This window comes from Paenibacillus sp. N3.4 (genome assembly GCF_008017805.1).
Classification (GTDB): domain Bacteria; phylum Bacillota; class Bacilli; order Paenibacillales; family NBRC-103111; genus Paenibacillus_E.
This window is the reverse complement of record NZ_VRTT01000058.1, coordinates 13818-31632: the sequence shown is the minus strand read 5'-3', so window position 1 is coordinate 31632 and position 17815 is coordinate 13818. Positions and strand designations below refer to the sequence as shown.

Genomic DNA, 17815 nt, shown 5'->3' with positions numbered 1-17815 from the left:
CCCACTGGGATATACGACTTCGTCGTCCTTCAAGGACGAGCGAGTTTGTCGAGGTAGATGCGCAGCAAGTGGATAGACATATACTTTCTAATGAAAAAGGCGTTCCCTTCTGTCACAAAGTGACGAGGAGAACGCCTTTTTATTATCGAGCATTTTTCGTGATTGAAATGAGCTTGGAAGCTTCAGCAGCCTCTGGTTCAGAGATAGTCACGTCCAGGGCCCCCATGCCTCTGGTTATCTTAACTTGAGCAGTCGATTTCGGTTGCAAGAAGGCGAGCATGGCATCAATCGCTACATTCGGATCAACGGTTTCGCCGCACGTATAGCAATCCAGGGCTGCGAAGCCTTTTTCCGGATACGTATGAATCGACATGTGGCTCTCCGATAATAAAATGAGCACCGTCGCACCTTGCGGTTCGAATTGCTTAGCCTGTATGGAAAGGATGGTTGCTCCGCTCGTCTCAGCTGCTTGAACCATTTGTTTGCTTAACAGGTCTGCATCATTCAGACGATCAAAACAAACGCCCCATGCATCCACAGCAACATGACGCCCGTACGTTGAATATTCCATTGCTTCAGCGCTCCCCTATTAACATTTTTTCCATTGCCTGCTCATACAGGGCTGGTCGGCGATCATAAAATGGCGACACAACACCCTGTTTACGATTGTTAGCCAGTTCGGAGAAATCCAGCTCCGCCATGACAACCATATCTTGGTTTAGCTCGCCAGTTTGCAGAATTCCCGCTTCTTTAAAAGGTAGATCACATGGTGTAAAAACGCCCGCCTGGCAATACCCTTCATCGACCTGAGGACGATCCTCGGGAAGAGATCCTACCATACCGCTGAGTACAACAAAAAGTTGATTTTCAATGGCTCGAGCTTGGCAGCAATGACGTACGCGATGGTAGCCAAATGACGTATCTGTGTACGATGGGCATAAAATCATTTCCACACCCTGCACAGCTGCCATTCTTGCAAGTTCGGGAAACTCAATATCATAGCAAGTGAGAATAGCTAGAAGCCCCCACTCGGTTTCTATGACATTCAGCTTGTCTCCCTCCGTGAGTGACCAGCGGTTTCGTTCCTCCGGTGTCAAATGCAGCTTGTTTTGCACCTCTATACGACCATCCGGAAAAAACAGGAAAGCTTTATTAACAAACCCTTGCTTTTCCTTGCAAATGTGAGTACCACCGAGAATGATCATATTTAATTCACGACTATATGTTTGAAAAAATGAGATATAGGCCTCCGTATGACCATCCAATTGCCTGCATGCGGCTTCATGTGTCATAACCGGTTCATAGCTGAGCATATGCGCCGTGACATATTCAGGAAAGACGATAAGATTCGCCCCGTGCTCTTTTGCCTCGTGCAGTTTGGCGGCTAGTCCCGCCCAGAATTGTTCTTCTGACTGTATGTCTGAAAGTCCGTACTGGACAGTGGCAACGATAAGATGGTTCATGAGCAGCTCCCTTTTCTACGAACGAATTTGCAGAGAGTAAATATCCGTTCGGCGGTCCCGAAACGTCAACACATCCTTGGACTTACGATGACGCTGTAAAATTTCCATATCGACCTCGGCCATAATGACCGTTTCTGTGTTTTCACTGCATTCTCCGGCGATTCCATCACGTGGAAACGAGAACTCCGTTGGCGTATAGACACCGGACTGGGCATATTGAATATCGACATTATCCACATGAGTCAAATTCCCAACGGTGCCTGAGGTGACGGTAAACACCTGATTCTCGATCGCCCGCGCTTGCGCGCAATATTTCACGCGCAGAAAGGCTTGACGATCCTCCGCACAGAAAGGCACGAAAATGATTTGTGCCCCTTCTTCGGCTACAATACGCGAGATCTCCGGATACTCGATGTCACTGCTCAGCTGGATCGAAATTTTGCCGCAATCGGTATCGAAGACTTCCAGCTTCGAACCGCCGTTAATTCCCCACCATTTCCGTTCATTCGGAGAAATATGAAGCTTATATTGCTGCGCAATTGTACCATCCCGTCGGAAGAGGTGACCGACATTATAAATGCGATTGTTTTTCTCGACGAAATGCGAACCTCCGATAATATTTACATTATATTTGACCGCTAATTCCGTGAAAAGCTCCATATATTGGGTCGTAAATGTGCTTAGTTTCCGCACTGCCAAGCTTGGGGAACGCTCTTCTAGAAACGAGAGCAGCTGCATCGTAACATTTCCGGAAAGACGGCGAAGTCCGACTTATAATCGGCCGATACATCCACATAATGCTCGCATTGTGTGGCAAATTCTTCAAAGGAATCGATTTTCTTCATCATGTATTGAATGACACAAATACGCACGGGAAAAGAGAGCTTATAATGCGTCTTACTATTGCTTGGTTTGTAGTCGATATTGTTCCATTCGAGCAAAGCCGCGAAGTTCATCGAATCTTCGTCATCGGATAAATAATTGGTGATAATCCGCTTCAACGTGAAACCATTCATCATTTGAAAGGTAAGCACCGGATCGTAAATATTTTGCTGAAGCACTTCTTCCGCATATTCTCGTGGTGACATTTTGTCATTATATTTGTGATAGCCGGGAATACGACCACCAACGATGATGCTTTTTAAGTTGAGCTTTTCGGACAGACGCTTGCGTGCTTCATACAGCCTTCGGCCAATTTTCATTCGTCGATAGTCAGGATGCACCATCACTTCCATCCCGTATAAGCTTTCACCACGGGGATTATGATTGCGAATGTAACCTTTATCGGTAATCTCCGAGTAAGTGTGTTGTTCCAAATAGTCATCGAAGTTTACGATCAGACTGGAACAAGAGCCAATGATATCGCCATCCAACTCCACACAGATTTGCCCTTCCGGAAAAATACGGATATGGCTTTCCATTTGATCTATTTTCCAAGGATTCATATTGGGAAAGCAAATGTCCTGCAAGGCTATAATTTTGGGAATATCGGCTGCTTCAATGGTACGAATAATCATTTTCTTTTCAAATTGGGAAATTTGATCGGATGTCATATTTTCTCCTCATCTCAGCATGGGTTTGTCATCATTATACGTCTGGACTTTATGACCAGTATTAGTGGCATGTAAACGATTTGTTAAATCTGACAAGATTCAGCAAAATCCTCATGCGCCATGCTTCCGGACAAAAAGAAGACCCGATCACTACGGAAGGATCCGCGTTTTAGATCAACGATCCATGTACAATTGCTGCAACATTATTCAACTTCATTTCGTTAAAGAGAATAGGAAACAAACACAAATCCAATTTACATACAGAGAGGACATACACCAATGAAACCCACAATGAAAAAAAGCCTAGTCGTTCTAGCCCTTTCTAGCATGATGACAACCGGGGCAGCTTACGCCGCAACCAATGATGCTGTAGCAGTCCCAACAAATTCCGTATTGCCTGTCGTTACTCAAGCCTCTTCACAAGCGATTACCATTCAAGTCAATGGTCAATCGATTGCCGAGCATGGCTATCAGAAACCAGCCGGTAAAGAGCCCATGCTTCCTTTGCGAGCTGTGACAGAAACCCTTGGCTTCGACCTTACTTGGAATCAAGAAACGATGTCTGTCGATCTGAAGAAAAATAACACCTTTACAACCGTCAAGACTGGCGAAGATCGCTATGTCATCAATAAAATGTTTACTTCACTCGGGGTGGCTCCTGAACTGGTCGATAACAAGCTTTACGTGCCTGCCTCCTTCGTCAGCGAAGTGCTGCATGGATCTGTTGCTGCTAAAGGAAGCGCCGTTTCCATCGAGCTTGCCGAGCAGGTCAAGCATGTTCAAACTACGGGCGTGATAACCTCCATCAATCAATCAGTTGACTATGCCTCCATTCACATTCAAGGCGTGGGAACTGAAGGAATCGTCCTTAATGTGGGCAAAGATACGACGTACCGCATGTTGGATGACACAGCCTTGAAGCTCTCCGATCTTCATGTAGGCTTAACTGTTTCTGCCGAGCATTCTGAAATCGCCACACTCAGCTTGCCGCCACAAACACCAACGTACCGAATTACAGTGCTGGACACCAACAGACAAACCGATATGCTGGGCACATCTGGACTGATCGAAGAAGTACAGCAAGATGATCAAGGTAATGTGAGTGTCCACATCAAAGGGGCAGGATTAAATGAGCAGACGCCTAACGAAGTTGTCCTTCACCTGAACAAAGATACTTCCCTGATTAACAAAGATGGTGAAGTTCTGGAGAAAAGCGCGTTAATTAAGGGAGCGCAAGTCATAGGTTTCTACAAACCTGTATTAACCAAAAGCTTGCCGCCTATCGGCACGCTTGGAAAATCGTCGTTGGCGATAAAGCCGAGTAGTCATGCATGAAAGACCTTGTTCCATCTACCTGGGTAGACATGGAACAAGGTCTTATTTTATGATTTAGCAGGAAAAGAATTTCTCCTTTACTGTCCAAATGGCCTTATTTTTGTTACAATAACTGAAAATTCACTCGCTTATAAGGGGACTTAATGGATATGGACTACATTAGCACACGAGGAAAAGTAGAAGCCATTGGCTTCATCGATGCCATCCTGATGGGATTGGCTGACGACGGCGGTTTGCTTGTTCCCAAGCATATTCCGCAACTATCAGCAGATACGCTTCAAGCCTGGCAGAAGCTCTCCTATTCAGAGCTAGCGCTAGAAATCTTCTCTCTCTACGTGAACAACGAAATCCCGCGTGAGGATCTGAAGCAGTTGGTGGACGACAGCTATGCGACGTTTCGTGATGAGGCCGTAACACCTGTACGTCGCCTGCATGACGGCATGTATGTACTGGAATTGTTCCACGGACCAACGTTTGCTTTCAAAGACATTGCCCTGCAATTCCTAGGCAACCTCTATTCCTACGTATCCCGCAAGACCAATTCGATCATCCATATTCTCGGAGCAACTTCCGGAGATACAGGAGCCTCAGCGATTGAAGGTGTGCGCGGTAAAGAAGGAATTCGTATCTGCATCCTGCATCCTCACCAGAAGGTTAGCAAGGTGCAAGAGCTCCAGATGACAACCGTAGAAGACGCAAATGTCTTGAATCTTGCCGTTGAAGGTACTTTCGATGACTGTCAGCGCATCATCAAAGAGCTATTCGCCGATGTAGCGTTCAAGCACCACTACCACTTGCGTGCTATTAACTCAATCAATATCGCCCGTATTTTGGCGCAAACCGTCTATTACTTCTATGCCTACTTCCGGTTGGCTGATCAAGAACAAGTCGGAAAAGTTAACTTTAGTGTGCCGACAGGCAACTTTGGGGATATTTTCGCCGGTTACCTTGCTCAGAAGATGGGACTTCCGATTAATAAGCTCATCTTGGCAACGAACGAGAACAACATTCTGGAGCGCTTCGTTCATGAAGGTGTCTACCAACCAGGCGCTTTCCGGGGAACCCACAGTCCCTCTATGGACATTCAGGTTGCCAGCAATTTCGAACGTTACTTGTTTTACCTGTATGGTGAAGACGCGGAGGCCGTTACAGCAATCATGGAACAATTCAAAGCTGAGGGTCGGGTCACGATTCCTGCCGACAAGCTTCAGACTGTGCAAGCGGACTTCGCGGCGTATGGCGTACAGAACGAAGAGTGCCTAGATACAATTAGTACCTACTATGAGAACTATAACTATCTCCTTGATCCGCATACCGCTTGCGGTGTAGCCGCGGCCGACAAGCTTGCGGTTGATGGCGAGGTCATGGTTGCACTCTCGACAGCCCATCCGGCTAAATTCGACGAATCCATTCGTCTACGCGATATTGAACAGACTTACCCCGAACAAATTCAGGCCTTATTCGATAAAAAACAGTTCCAAACCGTCGTAGGCGGTTCGAATGATGAAATTAAAGAGCAATTGGTTAAGTTTTTCTAGGTTAGTCAACCAAAAAGAAGCATCTAGACATCAGGTCTGGGTGCTTTTCTTTTTTTATACATCTAGAACGTAGTAAAATCGAGCCAGTCCTGCAGCTTATAGAGGACACGTTTCACCCCTATCGATTTATCTTTATAGGAGCTGGCATCCAAGGTGTACTCTGCTCCATCATTACGCCAAATTTTCAAAAAATACCGTTGAACATCCTGCGCTAGCTTACTTGTGAGAGGAGCAGACACCTCGATATTCGTTTCCAAATTTAGATCGGCCAGATTACGCGTTGTAAAGTTCGCTGATCCATTTTGTATGACGGCACGTCCTTCATGCTCAACCAACATCAACTTCGTATGATATTGTTCCTGCGTCGTATGATACCAGCGAATTTCAATTCGGTTATGGGATTTCTCTAATAACTCGGAAGCTACAGGTCGATTGGGGATACCGATTTTACCGTTGCCAAACGCGCTTTCATTCGGATCCAGAATGAGTTTGACTTGAACGCCACGATCGGCTGCTTGCAAAAGCAGCTGAATCACTTCTCGATCCGCCAGATAGAACATACCCATCCACAACGTATCTCCTAATTTGGCCTCTGTTATTTCATTCCGCAAATGGTTCAAAATTTTCCCCTCAGTTAAAAGACGTACCTCTATGTCCCCATTTTCTTGGCCTATTCGGTTGTATGTGGGCAATTGCATCGGCGAGTCCGACAAGTTCATAACAGCCTGCTCACTCTCCAAAGCGTCGCCAATGATGTTCCCTTTGATTTCAAAGCCGCTGTTCGAGTTATAGGAGCTGGCATCATGCGCATTGCCACTAGGTACGATCAGTGTCTTCTCCGTGGCGATGACCTTACGATGATTGGCTTTGGCGTTCAGCAGCTTCATATATGAACGCAGTGTCATATCCGGGGCTTTGTCGGACATCGAATTCGGCAGCCAACCTCGACCTGACTGTCCAAACCATTGCACGAAGATACGCCACCCGGCCGAATACAGCGGATTGGAGTCACGCAGTGCATCTACATTCGTAATCACAGTGCGGATACCGGCGCCTTTTAAGCGTTCAAGCTCCGGTGAGGCATGTGAACCGTAAGAGGTGTTGATTTCATCTGTAATAACTACCATGTCCAGATCTGGATACTTCTCTTTTTGGGCGATGAGCTTATCGATAAACATACGACTAAGTGGAGGGAACGATTGTCCTGTTTTGTAGTAGCCATTGATTAAAAACATATCGATAACGACAAATTGCCGCGCAGCTTCAATCGCTTGATAGATATGATCGAAAATCATTTGTTCCTGATTGATTCGGTCCTGCAATTTTCCTTTATAAGTCAGATCCGAAAGGAATTCTATATCCGCATCTGTCACACGATGTATGGGGCCTTCCATCGAAAGACCTGCAGGCAAAGGCTTATGCGTTTGATACACAATGACAGCTGCATACAACATGATAAAAGCTATAATAACTAGCAGCCATCGCTTCTTTCGCTTCTTTTTAAGTGTGTGCACATCTTTCATAAGCTGCCTTCCTTCCCATTGATCCATCTATCTAGGTAGTAACGCATACGGAGAGAAATGAACCAATTTTCAGGAAGGCCTTGTAGGGAAGGACTGCTTATTTCAAATCTTTCTGAAAAGCTAACACAAGCTCCCAATCCCCGCTAAAGCGAGGAATCCTGTAGTATCCCACTCGTTCGTAGAGCGCTGCTGCTTCCGGTTGAGCTGGACCCGTCTGCAGCTTGATACTAGTATATCCAAATTCAGTCGCTAATCGCTCAAGCTCTGCCATTAACGCTTGAGCAACACCCTTGCGACGCCTACGCACACGAAAAAACAGACCTGGATTAGCATCCAAATCTGTTTCTATCAAAAAGTTGGCGTCCTTGGTTGGTATCCTTCGTAAGGTATTTCTTTTACCCGACGACAGCCTGATCCTTGGACTCTTTGATTTGCTTGCTTCGCAATTGCCCACAAGCCGCATCTATATCTGTTCCATGCTCAAGACGAACACTGCAACTGACCCCTTGCTTTTTCAAAGTGTCATAGAAGGCTCGCACGGATTCCCGTTCGCTTCTTTGGTATTGGCTATGTTCATCCACCGGATTGTACGGAATCAAGTTCACATTAGCCAGCTGCCGTCTATGTCCCACAAGTTCGGCGAGTTCCAGCGCGTGCTCCTTTTGATCATTAACATCCTTCAACAGAATGTATTCCAGCGTAATTCTTCGGTTTGTTTTCTCCAGATAGTAATCGATCGCTTGCATTAATTTCTCGATAGGAATGCCACGGTTTATTTTCATAATCCGCGTTCGAAGTTCATTATTGGGCGCATGTAAGGAAATCGCTAAGTTAACTTTCAAATTAATGTCGGCGAATTCAATAATTTTATCAGCAAGACCACTTGTCGAAACTGTGATATGTCTGGCTGCTAAAGCTAAGCCTTTCTGATCCACAACAACTTGGATGAAGCTGACCATATTCTCGAAATTATCGAACGGTTCCCCAATCCCCATGACAACAATATGACTCACATGTTCATCCAGCTCTTTAGCATCAAGATGCTGCTGTGCTTTCATAATTTGTTCGACAATTTCGCCACTGGATAAATCACGTTTTTTGGCCAATAGCCCACTTGCACAGAAGCTGCAGCCAATGTTACAACCGACTTGAGTCGTCACACAAACGGACAAGCCGTACTTATGTCTCATCAGGACGGTTTCAATTAAATTACCATCCTGCAGCTTGAACAAAAATTTAATTGTGCCGTCCGCAGATTCCTGCTTCACATGTTCATTCATAGTATGAAAAACGAAGTGATCAGCTAATAGTTGTATACAGTCTATATTTACATCGATCATTGCGGAAAAATCCTTGACCCGCTTCTTGTACAGCCAATCCCACACTTGTGAGGCACGGAATTTTCTGTGTCCGCGTTCCCCCAGCCATGCTACCAGTTGCTCAAACGTCAATCCATAAATGGATTCCTTCTTCATTAGCTATCCTCTTTTCAAATCTTTAAAATGATGACTTCATAAATCAGCCGCAGCTTACACATTCTTATTCTACATTGTCCCAGATTCTTTTTATGAAAGCAAGGCAACTTCACGGTTTTAACAGTAGCTACACCAGCACATTGGACTCCTCTTCTGCCCATATTTCGGTGTCGTGATTATTTAATCCGTTATTTTCCAGAACGGCAAACTTATCGCCGTATTCCTTGATAATATGTGTTTCGCCCCAAGCGCAAAGAGAATCCAATATCGGCTTTAAACTCCAGCCATATTCACTTAGTTCGTATTCTACTTTGGGAGGAACTTGATTATAACTGATGCGATTCACAATATCAGCCTGTTCCAATTCCCTCAGCTGCTGCGTTAACATTTTTTGCGTAATCGCGGGCATAATACGTTTTAGGTCACTCGTACGTTTCTTGCCATGTGTCAAATGACAAAGAATGACGCACTTCCATTTGCCACCGATGACTTCCAATGTCGCTTCCACGGAAATATTGTATTTCTTTTTGATCATCATTTGTTCCTCCCGTACATATTCAATACCTTACCTACAGTACTTTTTAGTACCTATAGTACTTTAAAGTACGTACTATGCATTTATAATCGAATACCTCATAATAGCATTTACCGGCCGGTCATTACCATACTTGAGGGGTGAAACAATGCTATTGGATAAAAAAAGAAGCACTTTAGCCCTCCTTGCGTTAGCCATAAGTGCCTTTGCCATTGGGACAACGGAGTTCATCAGCGTGGGATTGTTACCCCTTATTGCTGACGACTTACACATATCTGTTACCACATCCGGATTAACCGTCACTTTGTACGCACTAGGGGTTACACTAGGAGCCCCGATTCTGACATCCTTGACATCGAGGGTCTCTCGCAAGACCTTGCTGCTCTGGATCATGCTTATTTTTATTATTGGTAATACACTCGCAGCATTGTCTGATGGGATTGTTCTGCTGCTGATCGCTCGCGTTATCTCCGCGTTCGCACACGGTGTTTTCATGTCCATCGGTTCAACCATCGCCGCGGATATCGTACCCGAGAACCGCAGAGCAAGTGCTATCTCGATCATGTTCTCCGGGCTCACCGTCGCAACAGTAACAGGGGTGCCTTTAGGCACCTATATGGGTCAACATTTGGGTTGGCGCGCTGCTTTTATCGCGATTGTTATTGTCGGTATTATCGCGCTCATCTCGAATCTGTTTTTGGTCCCTTCCAACTTGCGAAAGGCTGCGCAAACGCCGCTTCGCAACCAATTGCAAATTATTACGAATGGTCGGTTGCTGCTAGCCTTCGCCATTACAGCCTTGGGTTACGGCGGTACGTTTGTCGTGTTCACCTATTTATCCCCGCTACTTCACGACATCACAGGTTTTAAGGAATCTACCGTAGCAGCCATTCTTCTTTTGTACGGTATCGCTATAGCCATTGGAAACGTGATTGGAGGGAAATTGGCCAACCGCAATCCGCTGACAGCTTTGTTCTATATGTTTGCTATACAAGCCATTGTTCTTCTTATTTTGACATTTACTGCACCTTATACAGTTGCTGGCTTAATCACAATATTTTTTATGGGCTTATTCGCCTTCATGAACGTCCCTGGCTTACAAGTATATGTAGTGACATTAGCGGAGCGCTATGCGCCAAAGGCAGTAGATGTGGCTTCTGCCGTCAATATTGCCGCGTTTAATGCGGGCATAGCCATTGGTGCCTATTTGGGTGGTCTCATTATGGACAAGATGGGTCTTATACACACAACGTGGGTTGGTGCTCTCATGGTATTCGGGGCCGTGTTATTAACAGGCTGGAGCCGCGCTTTAGAGAAAAAAGGCGTGACCGATCAGTCCATCTCTGATCAGGCTGCTGCTTTGTAATTTATTAAACATTTTATTGGAGGCTATTCATGATGACAGCGAAACATTTACAAGATACAACTACCTTACACAATGGGATTCAAATGCCTTGGTTGGGGCTTGGCGTATTTAAAGTCGAGGAAGGCTCTGAACTAGTGGATGCTGTAAAAACAGCCATTCAACATGGTTATCGGAGTATCGACACAGCGGCCATTTATGGGAACGAAAAAGGTGTGGGCCAAGGTTTACAAGAAGCTATGGCGGAAAATAATATCGCTAGAGAGGATCTTTTTGTAACCTCTAAAGTTTGGAATGCTGATCTTGGCTATGAATCCACACTTGCTGCCTATGAAGCCAGTCTAGATAAACTGGGTTTAGACTATTTGGATTTATATCTCATTCACTGGCCTGTCAAAGGCAAATATAAAGAAGCTTGGCGAGCACTTGAAACACTTTATAGAGAAAAAAGAGTAAAAGCCATTGGGGTAAGCAATTTCCAAATCCATCACCTAGAGGACCTGATGAAAGATGCTGAATTTAAGCCTATGGTCAACCAAGTGGAATTACACCCCTATCTCATACAGCCAGAGCTAATGCCCTTCTGCAAAGAACAAAACATTCAACTGGAAGCTTGGTCGCCTTTTATGCAAGGCAAATTGCTGGATAACCCTGTTTTACAGGAAATCGCAGATCAATATGGCAAATCGATATCGCAAGTGATTGTCCGTTGGGATTTGCAGCATGGCATCGTCACGATTCCGAAATCTACCAAAGAACATCGGATCGTGGAGAATGTCGCTGTCTTCGACTTTGAATTAACCCAAGCTGATATGAACCGAATCGATAACCTGAATCAGAATCTGCGAGTTGGCCCGGATCCGGATCATTTTGATTTTTAATTACAATAAAGATAGCACCCGGCTAATAACCTGGTGCTATCTTTATTAGGTTGTGAGCCGGCCCTCCACCCACACTTCAATCCCCTGTTGATCCGGGATTTCCAAAGCTTCTCCGGGCTTTATTGCGCCTGTGAGAAAATAACTTGGAAGCACCCCTTGCTCCTTCAGCCGCTCCCAGTGAGGATAGAGGGATTCCGATTCCGCTCGCTCCAAGCTGATCGGGATAACCGTATGCTGCGGCTGGATCAACTGAAGCAGTTGAGGGTTCACGCCATCGGTCATGCCGTGATGCGAAGCCTTCCATACATGGCTGCGAATATCTTGACGCGCCGCTAGCGTGCGCCAGCCCGGTTCAAGCTGATCGGCTCCGAAGAGCACGCTGCCAAGCCCTTCGGTCTGCCCCTGCTGCTTATCCGCAGTAAGACGATACACAGAGCTATCGTGATTCGACAGCTCGTAGAATTCTTTTAAACGTACGCAGCCCTCTTCTTCCGAAAGCGTAAGAGCCTCTAAGGCCTTCCCTAATTCTACATGGGCAGGAAGCGGATCGTCGTGCCAAGGATACAGGTGTTTAAGCGTGAAGCCTTCCTCTGACCATACGCAGTCATGTCCCTCGCTTCCGAGTTGATGCCGCCATGTGATGATCGTTCCTGCTTGCTCAAGCAGTTGAACGAGCTCTAGGTAACGATTTAACAGCTTGAACACAATAGCTAGCTTTCTATCGTTTTCTAACCGCTGTGCCGATACAATGGGAAGTACGAATGGCTCATAGGGAAGTACAGCTCGCCTAACCTTAAAACGCCTAGCAACCTCCAAAAGCCCGTTTACATGGTCGCCATGCAAATGCGTTAACAGCATCCACGCTAACTCGGTCGCTCCCTGCCGCTCCATCCAAGCTTCTGGAGGAACGCATGATTCAGGTAAATCCTCCTCTCCTCCGTCAATTAGTGTCAATGCGCCAGAGGGGAGACGTATGAAGTGAGCATCCCCCCAACCTACATTTAAAAAGTGGACGCTCGCCTTCATACTGCCTGCTCCTCTCTGTTCGTTGCTGTACCCGCAGTTGCCTTCATCCCAGCCTCCCCATCCGGCTGCATCAGATCTACTGCGAACCAGTATGCTTTCTCCCGCGGAATGCGGATACAATACGTGCCAAATGGTTTTGCAGACTCTGCATCCACGAACCAAGATTGCCCAAATGCCGATACCAAATGACGGTATACAGCTCCTACGAATAGATGGTTCTGTACTTCACCATATAGATACCAGCCTTCGCTGTCTTCATAAACTTGCGGAAGTCCTCCTTCCGCTTGCATAGCGTACGCCTCTAAATCCTCAACGCTCTTGCCTACTGTTTCTGTTTCGCCCTTGTCCCGTTCCGCCGCCTCCAACCGCTCTCCAATACGCGCATCATTAGAGCGAAGGACGAGCCGCTGCGGTTCCCCTCCACGACTCACCTGCAGCGTATGACTTTCGCCCAGAAAGTGGGCAGCGAAATAACTGATAGGCTGCCGATAGACCTCTTCAGGCGTACCCGCTTGCTCAACTCGCCCTTCGTTCATCACGACCACGTAGTCTGCCATCGACAAGGCTTCTTCCTGATCGTGGGTAACGTACAGGGCTGTAATGCCGAACGATTGCTGAATGCGCCTTATCTCCACCCGCAGCCTTTGCCTGACCTTGGCATCGAGATTGGATAAGGGCTCATCCATCAGCAGCAGGTCCGGTTGAACCACAAGCGCTCTCGCCAAGGCGATACGCTGCTGCTGTCCGCCGGAATACTGCTGCGGGCGCCGCTTTTTGATATCGCTCAGATCGATTTCCACACGCGCCAATACCTCCAGCACGAGGCGTTCTCTTTCCTGAGCAGGAACTTTGCGCAGCTTCAAGCCGTAGGCCACATTATCGAAAACGGACATGTGCGGCCAAAGCGCGTAGTTTTGGAAAACCATCGTAGCTCCGCGCTGCTGCGGTGTCGCGTAGGTAACCTCTCTTTCTCCGAAGCGAATCCGGCCAGAATCAGGTTGAAGGAAGCCTGCCAGTGTGCGCAGCAGCGTCGTTTTGCCGCAGCCGCTGGGGCCAACTATGGCAGTAAGCCCGCGTTCGGGCAAGCAAAGGTTAATGCCTGTAATGCCGCGGCTGTTGGCGTAGCTTTTTGTCAATTCCTCTATATGTATCTGCATCGTTCGTTACACCCTCCCGAAGGCACTTAAATATTCGGACTTCATAAACTTTTGGAGCAGCAGCAGCAAGAGCATACCCGGAATCATCAATAAAATGGCCGTTACAGACGCTACCTGCATTTCATAGCCCATCGCGGCGTTGTACATAAAGACGGGCATTGTTATTTTGAACGGCGCTCCCATCAGAAGACTGCCTGTAAATTCATCGAGCGAGTATAGAAACACGAGCAGCGAGGAGGCAATCATGCCCGGCAGCGCCAAAGGCAGTGCAATATGAAAAAACGTTTGGACCCTTGAAGCTCCCAGCATGACAGCCGCTTCCTCCAACGCAGGAGAAATGGACTGAAAGACCGATACCATGGTCCATACCGAGAAGACGACCGCACCCACAAGATGAATCAGCACAACACCCGTTAGCGTGCCGACCAAATCCCACTTGTACATCAAAACCATCGCATTCGTAAATACTGGCAGTTGAGGAAATGCCTGCGGCAGCAAAAATAAAAGCAGCAGCAGCGATCTGCCCGGAATACGATACCGGGCTATCATGTAAGACAGAGGCACAGTAACTACTATGCATAATAGAGTCACCATGATAGCTACCTCAAAGCTTAGCGTGAGAGAATGCATCATTTTACCTTCAAATACTTTCAACCAATAGCGGGGCCCCCATTGACTTGGAAAAGGGTGAGGCCAGAACCATTTCTCAGCTAACGACCAGAGCAGCAAGCTGGCTAACGGTCCGAAAACAAAAAACAAGGTGGCCGTATACGCCACTAAGCGAAGCGTAATACGCCCCCAACGGAATTGATTCTGCTTTGTCCCAGCGGCAGGGAGCTCCCGCACTGTAACCGACGGCGTTGAATTCATACGCTGGATACCCTCCTCACATAATAGATAGCAGCTCCCATAGAGATGAGATAGGATATGACACCCAGTGCATTCGCCACCCCATTGTTATGCTGATACACCATCTGATAATACAAATCAATCATAATCATTTGACTGCCGTCCCCGTTCCCAAGCATGGCCGGAATGGAGAAGCTGCCCATCATGGATGTAAACGTCAGCACCGAAACAACGGCAATAGAACCGTAGCTCATCGGCAGCATAATATCTTTAATTAATCGCAGATTTCCTGCGCCTACGTTACGTGCCGCGTCTAGGTAGCTTTGATTGACCGAACGAAAGGACCCGAGAATAAGCAGCAGCGAGAACCCGATATTTTTCCAAACTAATGAAATAACCAAGCCCGCCGTCGTAAAAGCGATCGAAGGAACAGCATCCGGATCAAACGGTATGATAGAGAGCAATGTCGAATTCAACGTGCCGTGAGGCGCAAGGAAAACACGCATGGCATGTCCAACCACGACGAAAGGCACAAACAATGGAATTTTAAATATAAATTCAATCACTGGCCGCCCCTTAAGCCGCAGCAATCCTCCGATCAGAACGGAAAGCAGGAGCAAAACAGCTAAACTCAAAGCAGAAACCCAAAGCGTATACCAGATATCCTTTGTGTAGAGCTCAAAGGCGGTCATATAATTGACTAACGTCCACTCGCCATTAGCGGCTTGTAAACTGGTCATCACCGAATGACCAAACGGCACAACGAACAGCACGACGACCAAGAAAACGGCAGGAGCAGCTAATGCCGCACCTGCCAGCCATTTCAAAGTCGCCGGATGAATGATCTTTACTTCCTTATTGCGGACTATCCGCATATGGCTTCACCATCCACTTTCCAATGAAATCAGTTTTTTTCGTAAGATGCTTGCAGATTGGTGAAGAATTGGGAAACTGGGAACGATAATCCGCGCTTATTTAAATCCTCAGCTGTAATATCTTTGAACAGTTTGCCTTTGGCTTTATCGCTAGCTTTAGGCAGCACGGCATTTGCATCAATACCTGGGTACCAGCTATTTTTCTCTACAATAACCTTGGCTTGCGTTTCCGGTGAAGTTAAGAAATCCGCATATTTCAATGCTGCTTCTTTATTTTTAGCGTTTTTCGGGATGACCACGTACATCGGTTGACCCGGTAATCCCGGATCGACCACTTTCAACTTCATATTCGGATTCATCCGACCTTCGTCTATCCAGAGGTAAAACATATCTACCCAAACGGGCCCCATGTCGATTTCTCCACGGTTCAACATATCCAATGTACCGTTATTTCCATTTGTGATCGTTGCAGGAAGCGCCTTTAGCTCTTTCATAACATCAGGCCATTTTTTCTCAAGATCGGCATTATACGGACCTTCTGTGAGTGCCTTGTAATCGTTCGTTTTCCAGTACGCATAGGCTGTAGCAAAAGCAACGCCGCTCATGCCGTTCTTCATGCCGTTATAACCAAATCTTTTGGGATTAGCCTTTATCCACGCAACCACATCATCAAATTTACCCGGAGCTTGTTTGACTTTATCGGGGTTGTAAGCGACGGCAACTTGGCTATGGAACAATGGAATGACGTAACCGTCTACGTTAGTACCCAAGCTGTTTTTGCTGTCCGGCGAAGTGACAAATGCCTTGTTAGCCGAGTTCGGCACCCATTTTTCCAAGAGATCGTTATCGATTAAATCCTTCATGACATTTTGATGCACAACGGCTACGTCGATATCCCATTCCTTTTTACCGGCTTCCTTCTGTGCTTTCAGCTTTTCAAAAATTTTCAATGAGCCTGCATCGCCAGGCCCCGTGCCTACCACATTAATTTCTGATGTTCCGTTTGCCTTTTTAAAGTCATCCACAATGGATTTCTCTTGAAGCTCTGTCATATTCGTATCGCCTGCTGTCACAACATTGATTTGCAGCGGTTGTTTTTCTTTCTTCGTCTCTGTCACTGGTTGACTAGCATTCTGAGTTTCAGCAGGCTTGGTCGATGCTGTAGGCGTAGTTGCGCAGCCAGCTAAAAGTGTTGCAGCAATAAGGCAAATTGTAGAAACTTTCAATGTTTTATTCATTTTTTCCCACCCTTATTCCCTATTTGTATTGATGTTGTCTAGACATCAATACCCTTATTATGGATGTGGACTATTAAGCTAGTATCATCCACGTGTGAAAAAATGGTAAATAAATTAGGCAGAAATATAAAAAAGTCCTGGCATCGGCAAGCGATCCAGAACTTCCTATTACGTGGGTCAACGCATCCGTTTGACCCAGAACTTGAATATATCATTGCGAAAATAATCGTAAGAAAATAATATGGGCAGGCTGTCCTCATCATAATGCGTTTGTTTCAGCAGAAGCACAGGTGTATGCTCGGCTACCCTCAGCTTATTGGCATATTCATCGGAAGGAAGCGGCACAATCAGCTCCGTGTTTGCGCTAACGATACGAATACCGCATTCCTTTTCCAGAAACTTAATCAGCGACCCGCGCAGTCTGTTCTTCTCAAAGGCTTCCCCTGCTAGCGTATACGGCAATATGTTGATGTTGAACGAAACTGGCTCACCGTTAGCTGTGCGTATTCGCTCGCTTACGATAACAGGTTCTCCTGGCGCCACGTTTAAGAAATAGGCCCATTCTTCTTTGGCCGGAACCGTTCGAATCGATTCTTGATGCTCTCCTTCCTTTACACCGGAGGAGCGAATCATTTCTGAGGTCGAGCTTAGATATTCTATGCTGCTTGGAATAGCATCCTGAGGACGCATCACATAACGACCAACTCCGTGGCGTACCCGCAGCTTGCCTTCACGTTCCAGCTGTTTGGCTGCTGCGCGGAACGTTTCCCGGCTGACGCCGAACGTCTTGGCCATTTCGATTTCAGGAGGCAGTTTCTCGCCTGCAGCCAGCTCTCCCGTATGCATCTGTCTCTCTAGCTCTTCTTTAATCTTCAAATAACTATGCTTCATTATAGGACATCCGTTTCAGCAGCATTTTAGTTAATCTTGAGATACCATTTTATCGTATCAAATAGCCGTTTAAAAGGAAAGCATCATCTCTCTGCTACCAGTTTTAAAATTCC

Annotated in this window: 16 protein-coding genes and 1 pseudogene; 4 read left to right on the top strand and 13 right to left on the bottom strand. The window is 46.4% G+C overall.

The genetic code is table 11. The annotated features are described in order from the left end of the window. Positions 1-142 precede the first annotated feature (142 nt). The 3 genes and pseudogenes from speD to FU659_RS24560 all read right to left on the bottom strand — a co-directional run bounded on the left by speD (position 143) and on the right by FU659_RS24560 (position 3016). Entirely contained in the window at positions 143-571 is a 429-nt protein-coding gene (gene speD, locus FU659_RS24570) for an adenosylmethionine decarboxylase (protein ID WP_147949970.1), read from the bottom strand. Between the two features lie 4 nt (positions 572-575). Continuing rightward, positions 576-1463 (bottom strand): carbon-nitrogen hydrolase family protein, encoded by an 888-nt coding sequence (locus tag FU659_RS24565; RefSeq protein WP_147949969.1) that lies wholly within the window; start codon positions 1461-1463, stop codon positions 576-578. Between the two features lie 15 nt (positions 1464-1478). Further along, positions 1479-3016, bottom strand: a pseudogene (locus FU659_RS24560) (GNAT family N-acetyltransferase). A gap of 291 nt (positions 3017-3307) precedes the next feature. Between FU659_RS24560 and FU659_RS24555 the strand changes: the two are divergent. Further along, positions 3308-4351 carry a copper amine oxidase N-terminal domain-containing protein gene (locus tag FU659_RS24555; protein WP_261808023.1) on the top strand — a complete coding sequence of 348 codons (1044 nt, stop codon included), beginning with the start codon at positions 3308-3310 and terminating at the stop codon, positions 4349-4351. A 149-nt stretch (positions 4352-4500) separates the two neighbouring features. Then, positions 4501-5889, top strand: coding sequence for a threonine synthase (thrC, locus tag FU659_RS24550; RefSeq protein ID WP_147949968.1), 1389 nt, complete (start codon positions 4501-4503; stop codon positions 5887-5889). Positions 5890-5951: 62 nt separating this feature from the next. Here the strand turns inward: thrC and FU659_RS24545 are convergent, their stop codons facing one another. From FU659_RS24545 to FU659_RS24530, 4 genes are all read right to left on the bottom strand, one after another. After that, positions 5952-7412 carry a phospholipase D family protein gene (locus FU659_RS24545; RefSeq protein ID WP_147949967.1) on the bottom strand — a complete coding sequence of 487 codons (1461 nt, stop codon included), beginning with the start codon at positions 7410-7412 and terminating at the stop codon, positions 5952-5954. A 97-nt stretch (positions 7413-7509) separates the two neighbouring features. Continuing rightward, positions 7510-7764 carry a GNAT family N-acetyltransferase gene (locus tag FU659_RS24540; RefSeq protein WP_222708628.1) on the bottom strand — a complete coding sequence of 85 codons (255 nt, stop codon included), beginning with the start codon at positions 7762-7764 and terminating at the stop codon, positions 7510-7512. A 43-nt stretch (positions 7765-7807) separates the two neighbouring features. After that, positions 7808-8887, bottom strand: coding sequence for a dual-specificity RNA methyltransferase RlmN (gene rlmN / locus FU659_RS24535; protein ID WP_147949965.1), 1080 nt, complete (start codon positions 8885-8887; stop codon positions 7808-7810). Positions 8888-9014: 127 nt separating this feature from the next. Further along, positions 9015-9422, bottom strand: a complete 408-nt coding sequence (locus tag FU659_RS24530; protein ID WP_147949984.1) for a winged helix-turn-helix transcriptional regulator — start codon at positions 9420-9422, stop codon at positions 9015-9017. Between the two features lie 148 nt (positions 9423-9570). Here FU659_RS24530 and FU659_RS24525 point away from each other — a divergent pair, with 148 nt between their 5' ends. Continuing rightward, a complete protein-coding gene (locus FU659_RS24525) occupies positions 9571-10788 on the top strand; it encodes an MFS transporter (protein WP_147949964.1) in 1218 nt (405 codons plus the stop codon). Between the two features lie 32 nt (positions 10789-10820). After that, on the top strand, positions 10821-11666 hold the full coding sequence (locus FU659_RS24520) for an aldo/keto reductase (RefSeq protein WP_147949983.1): 846 nt from the start codon (positions 10821-10823) through the stop codon (positions 11664-11666). 45 nt (positions 11667-11711) lie between these two features. Here the strand turns inward: FU659_RS24520 and FU659_RS24515 are convergent, their stop codons facing one another. From FU659_RS24515 to FU659_RS24490, 6 genes are all read right to left on the bottom strand, one after another. Then, positions 11712-12692 (bottom strand): ComEC/Rec2 family competence protein, encoded by a 981-nt coding sequence (locus FU659_RS24515; RefSeq protein ID WP_147949963.1) that lies wholly within the window; start codon positions 12690-12692, stop codon positions 11712-11714. Then, positions 12689-13849, bottom strand: a complete 1161-nt coding sequence (locus FU659_RS24510) for an ABC transporter ATP-binding protein (protein ID WP_147949962.1) — start codon at positions 13847-13849, stop codon at positions 12689-12691. The genes FU659_RS24515 and FU659_RS24510 overlap by 4 nt, the downstream gene beginning before the upstream one ends. A gap of 6 nt (positions 13850-13855) precedes the next feature. Then, a complete protein-coding gene (locus FU659_RS24505) occupies positions 13856-14719 on the bottom strand; it encodes an ABC transporter permease (RefSeq protein ID WP_147949961.1) in 864 nt (287 codons plus the stop codon). After that, positions 14716-15573: an ABC transporter permease gene (locus FU659_RS24500; protein ID WP_147949960.1), complete on the bottom strand. Its 858-nt coding sequence runs from the start codon at positions 15571-15573 to the stop codon at positions 14716-14718. The genes FU659_RS24505 and FU659_RS24500 overlap by 4 nt, the downstream gene beginning before the upstream one ends. Positions 15574-15602: 29 nt before the next feature. After that, on the bottom strand, positions 15603-16811 hold the full coding sequence (locus FU659_RS24495; RefSeq protein ID WP_187274365.1) for an extracellular solute-binding protein: 1209 nt from the start codon (positions 16809-16811) through the stop codon (positions 15603-15605). 177 nt (positions 16812-16988) lie between these two features. Beyond that, entirely contained in the window at positions 16989-17702 is a 714-nt protein-coding gene (locus FU659_RS24490; RefSeq protein WP_147949959.1) for a GntR family transcriptional regulator, read from the bottom strand. Positions 17703-17815 lie beyond the last annotated feature (113 nt).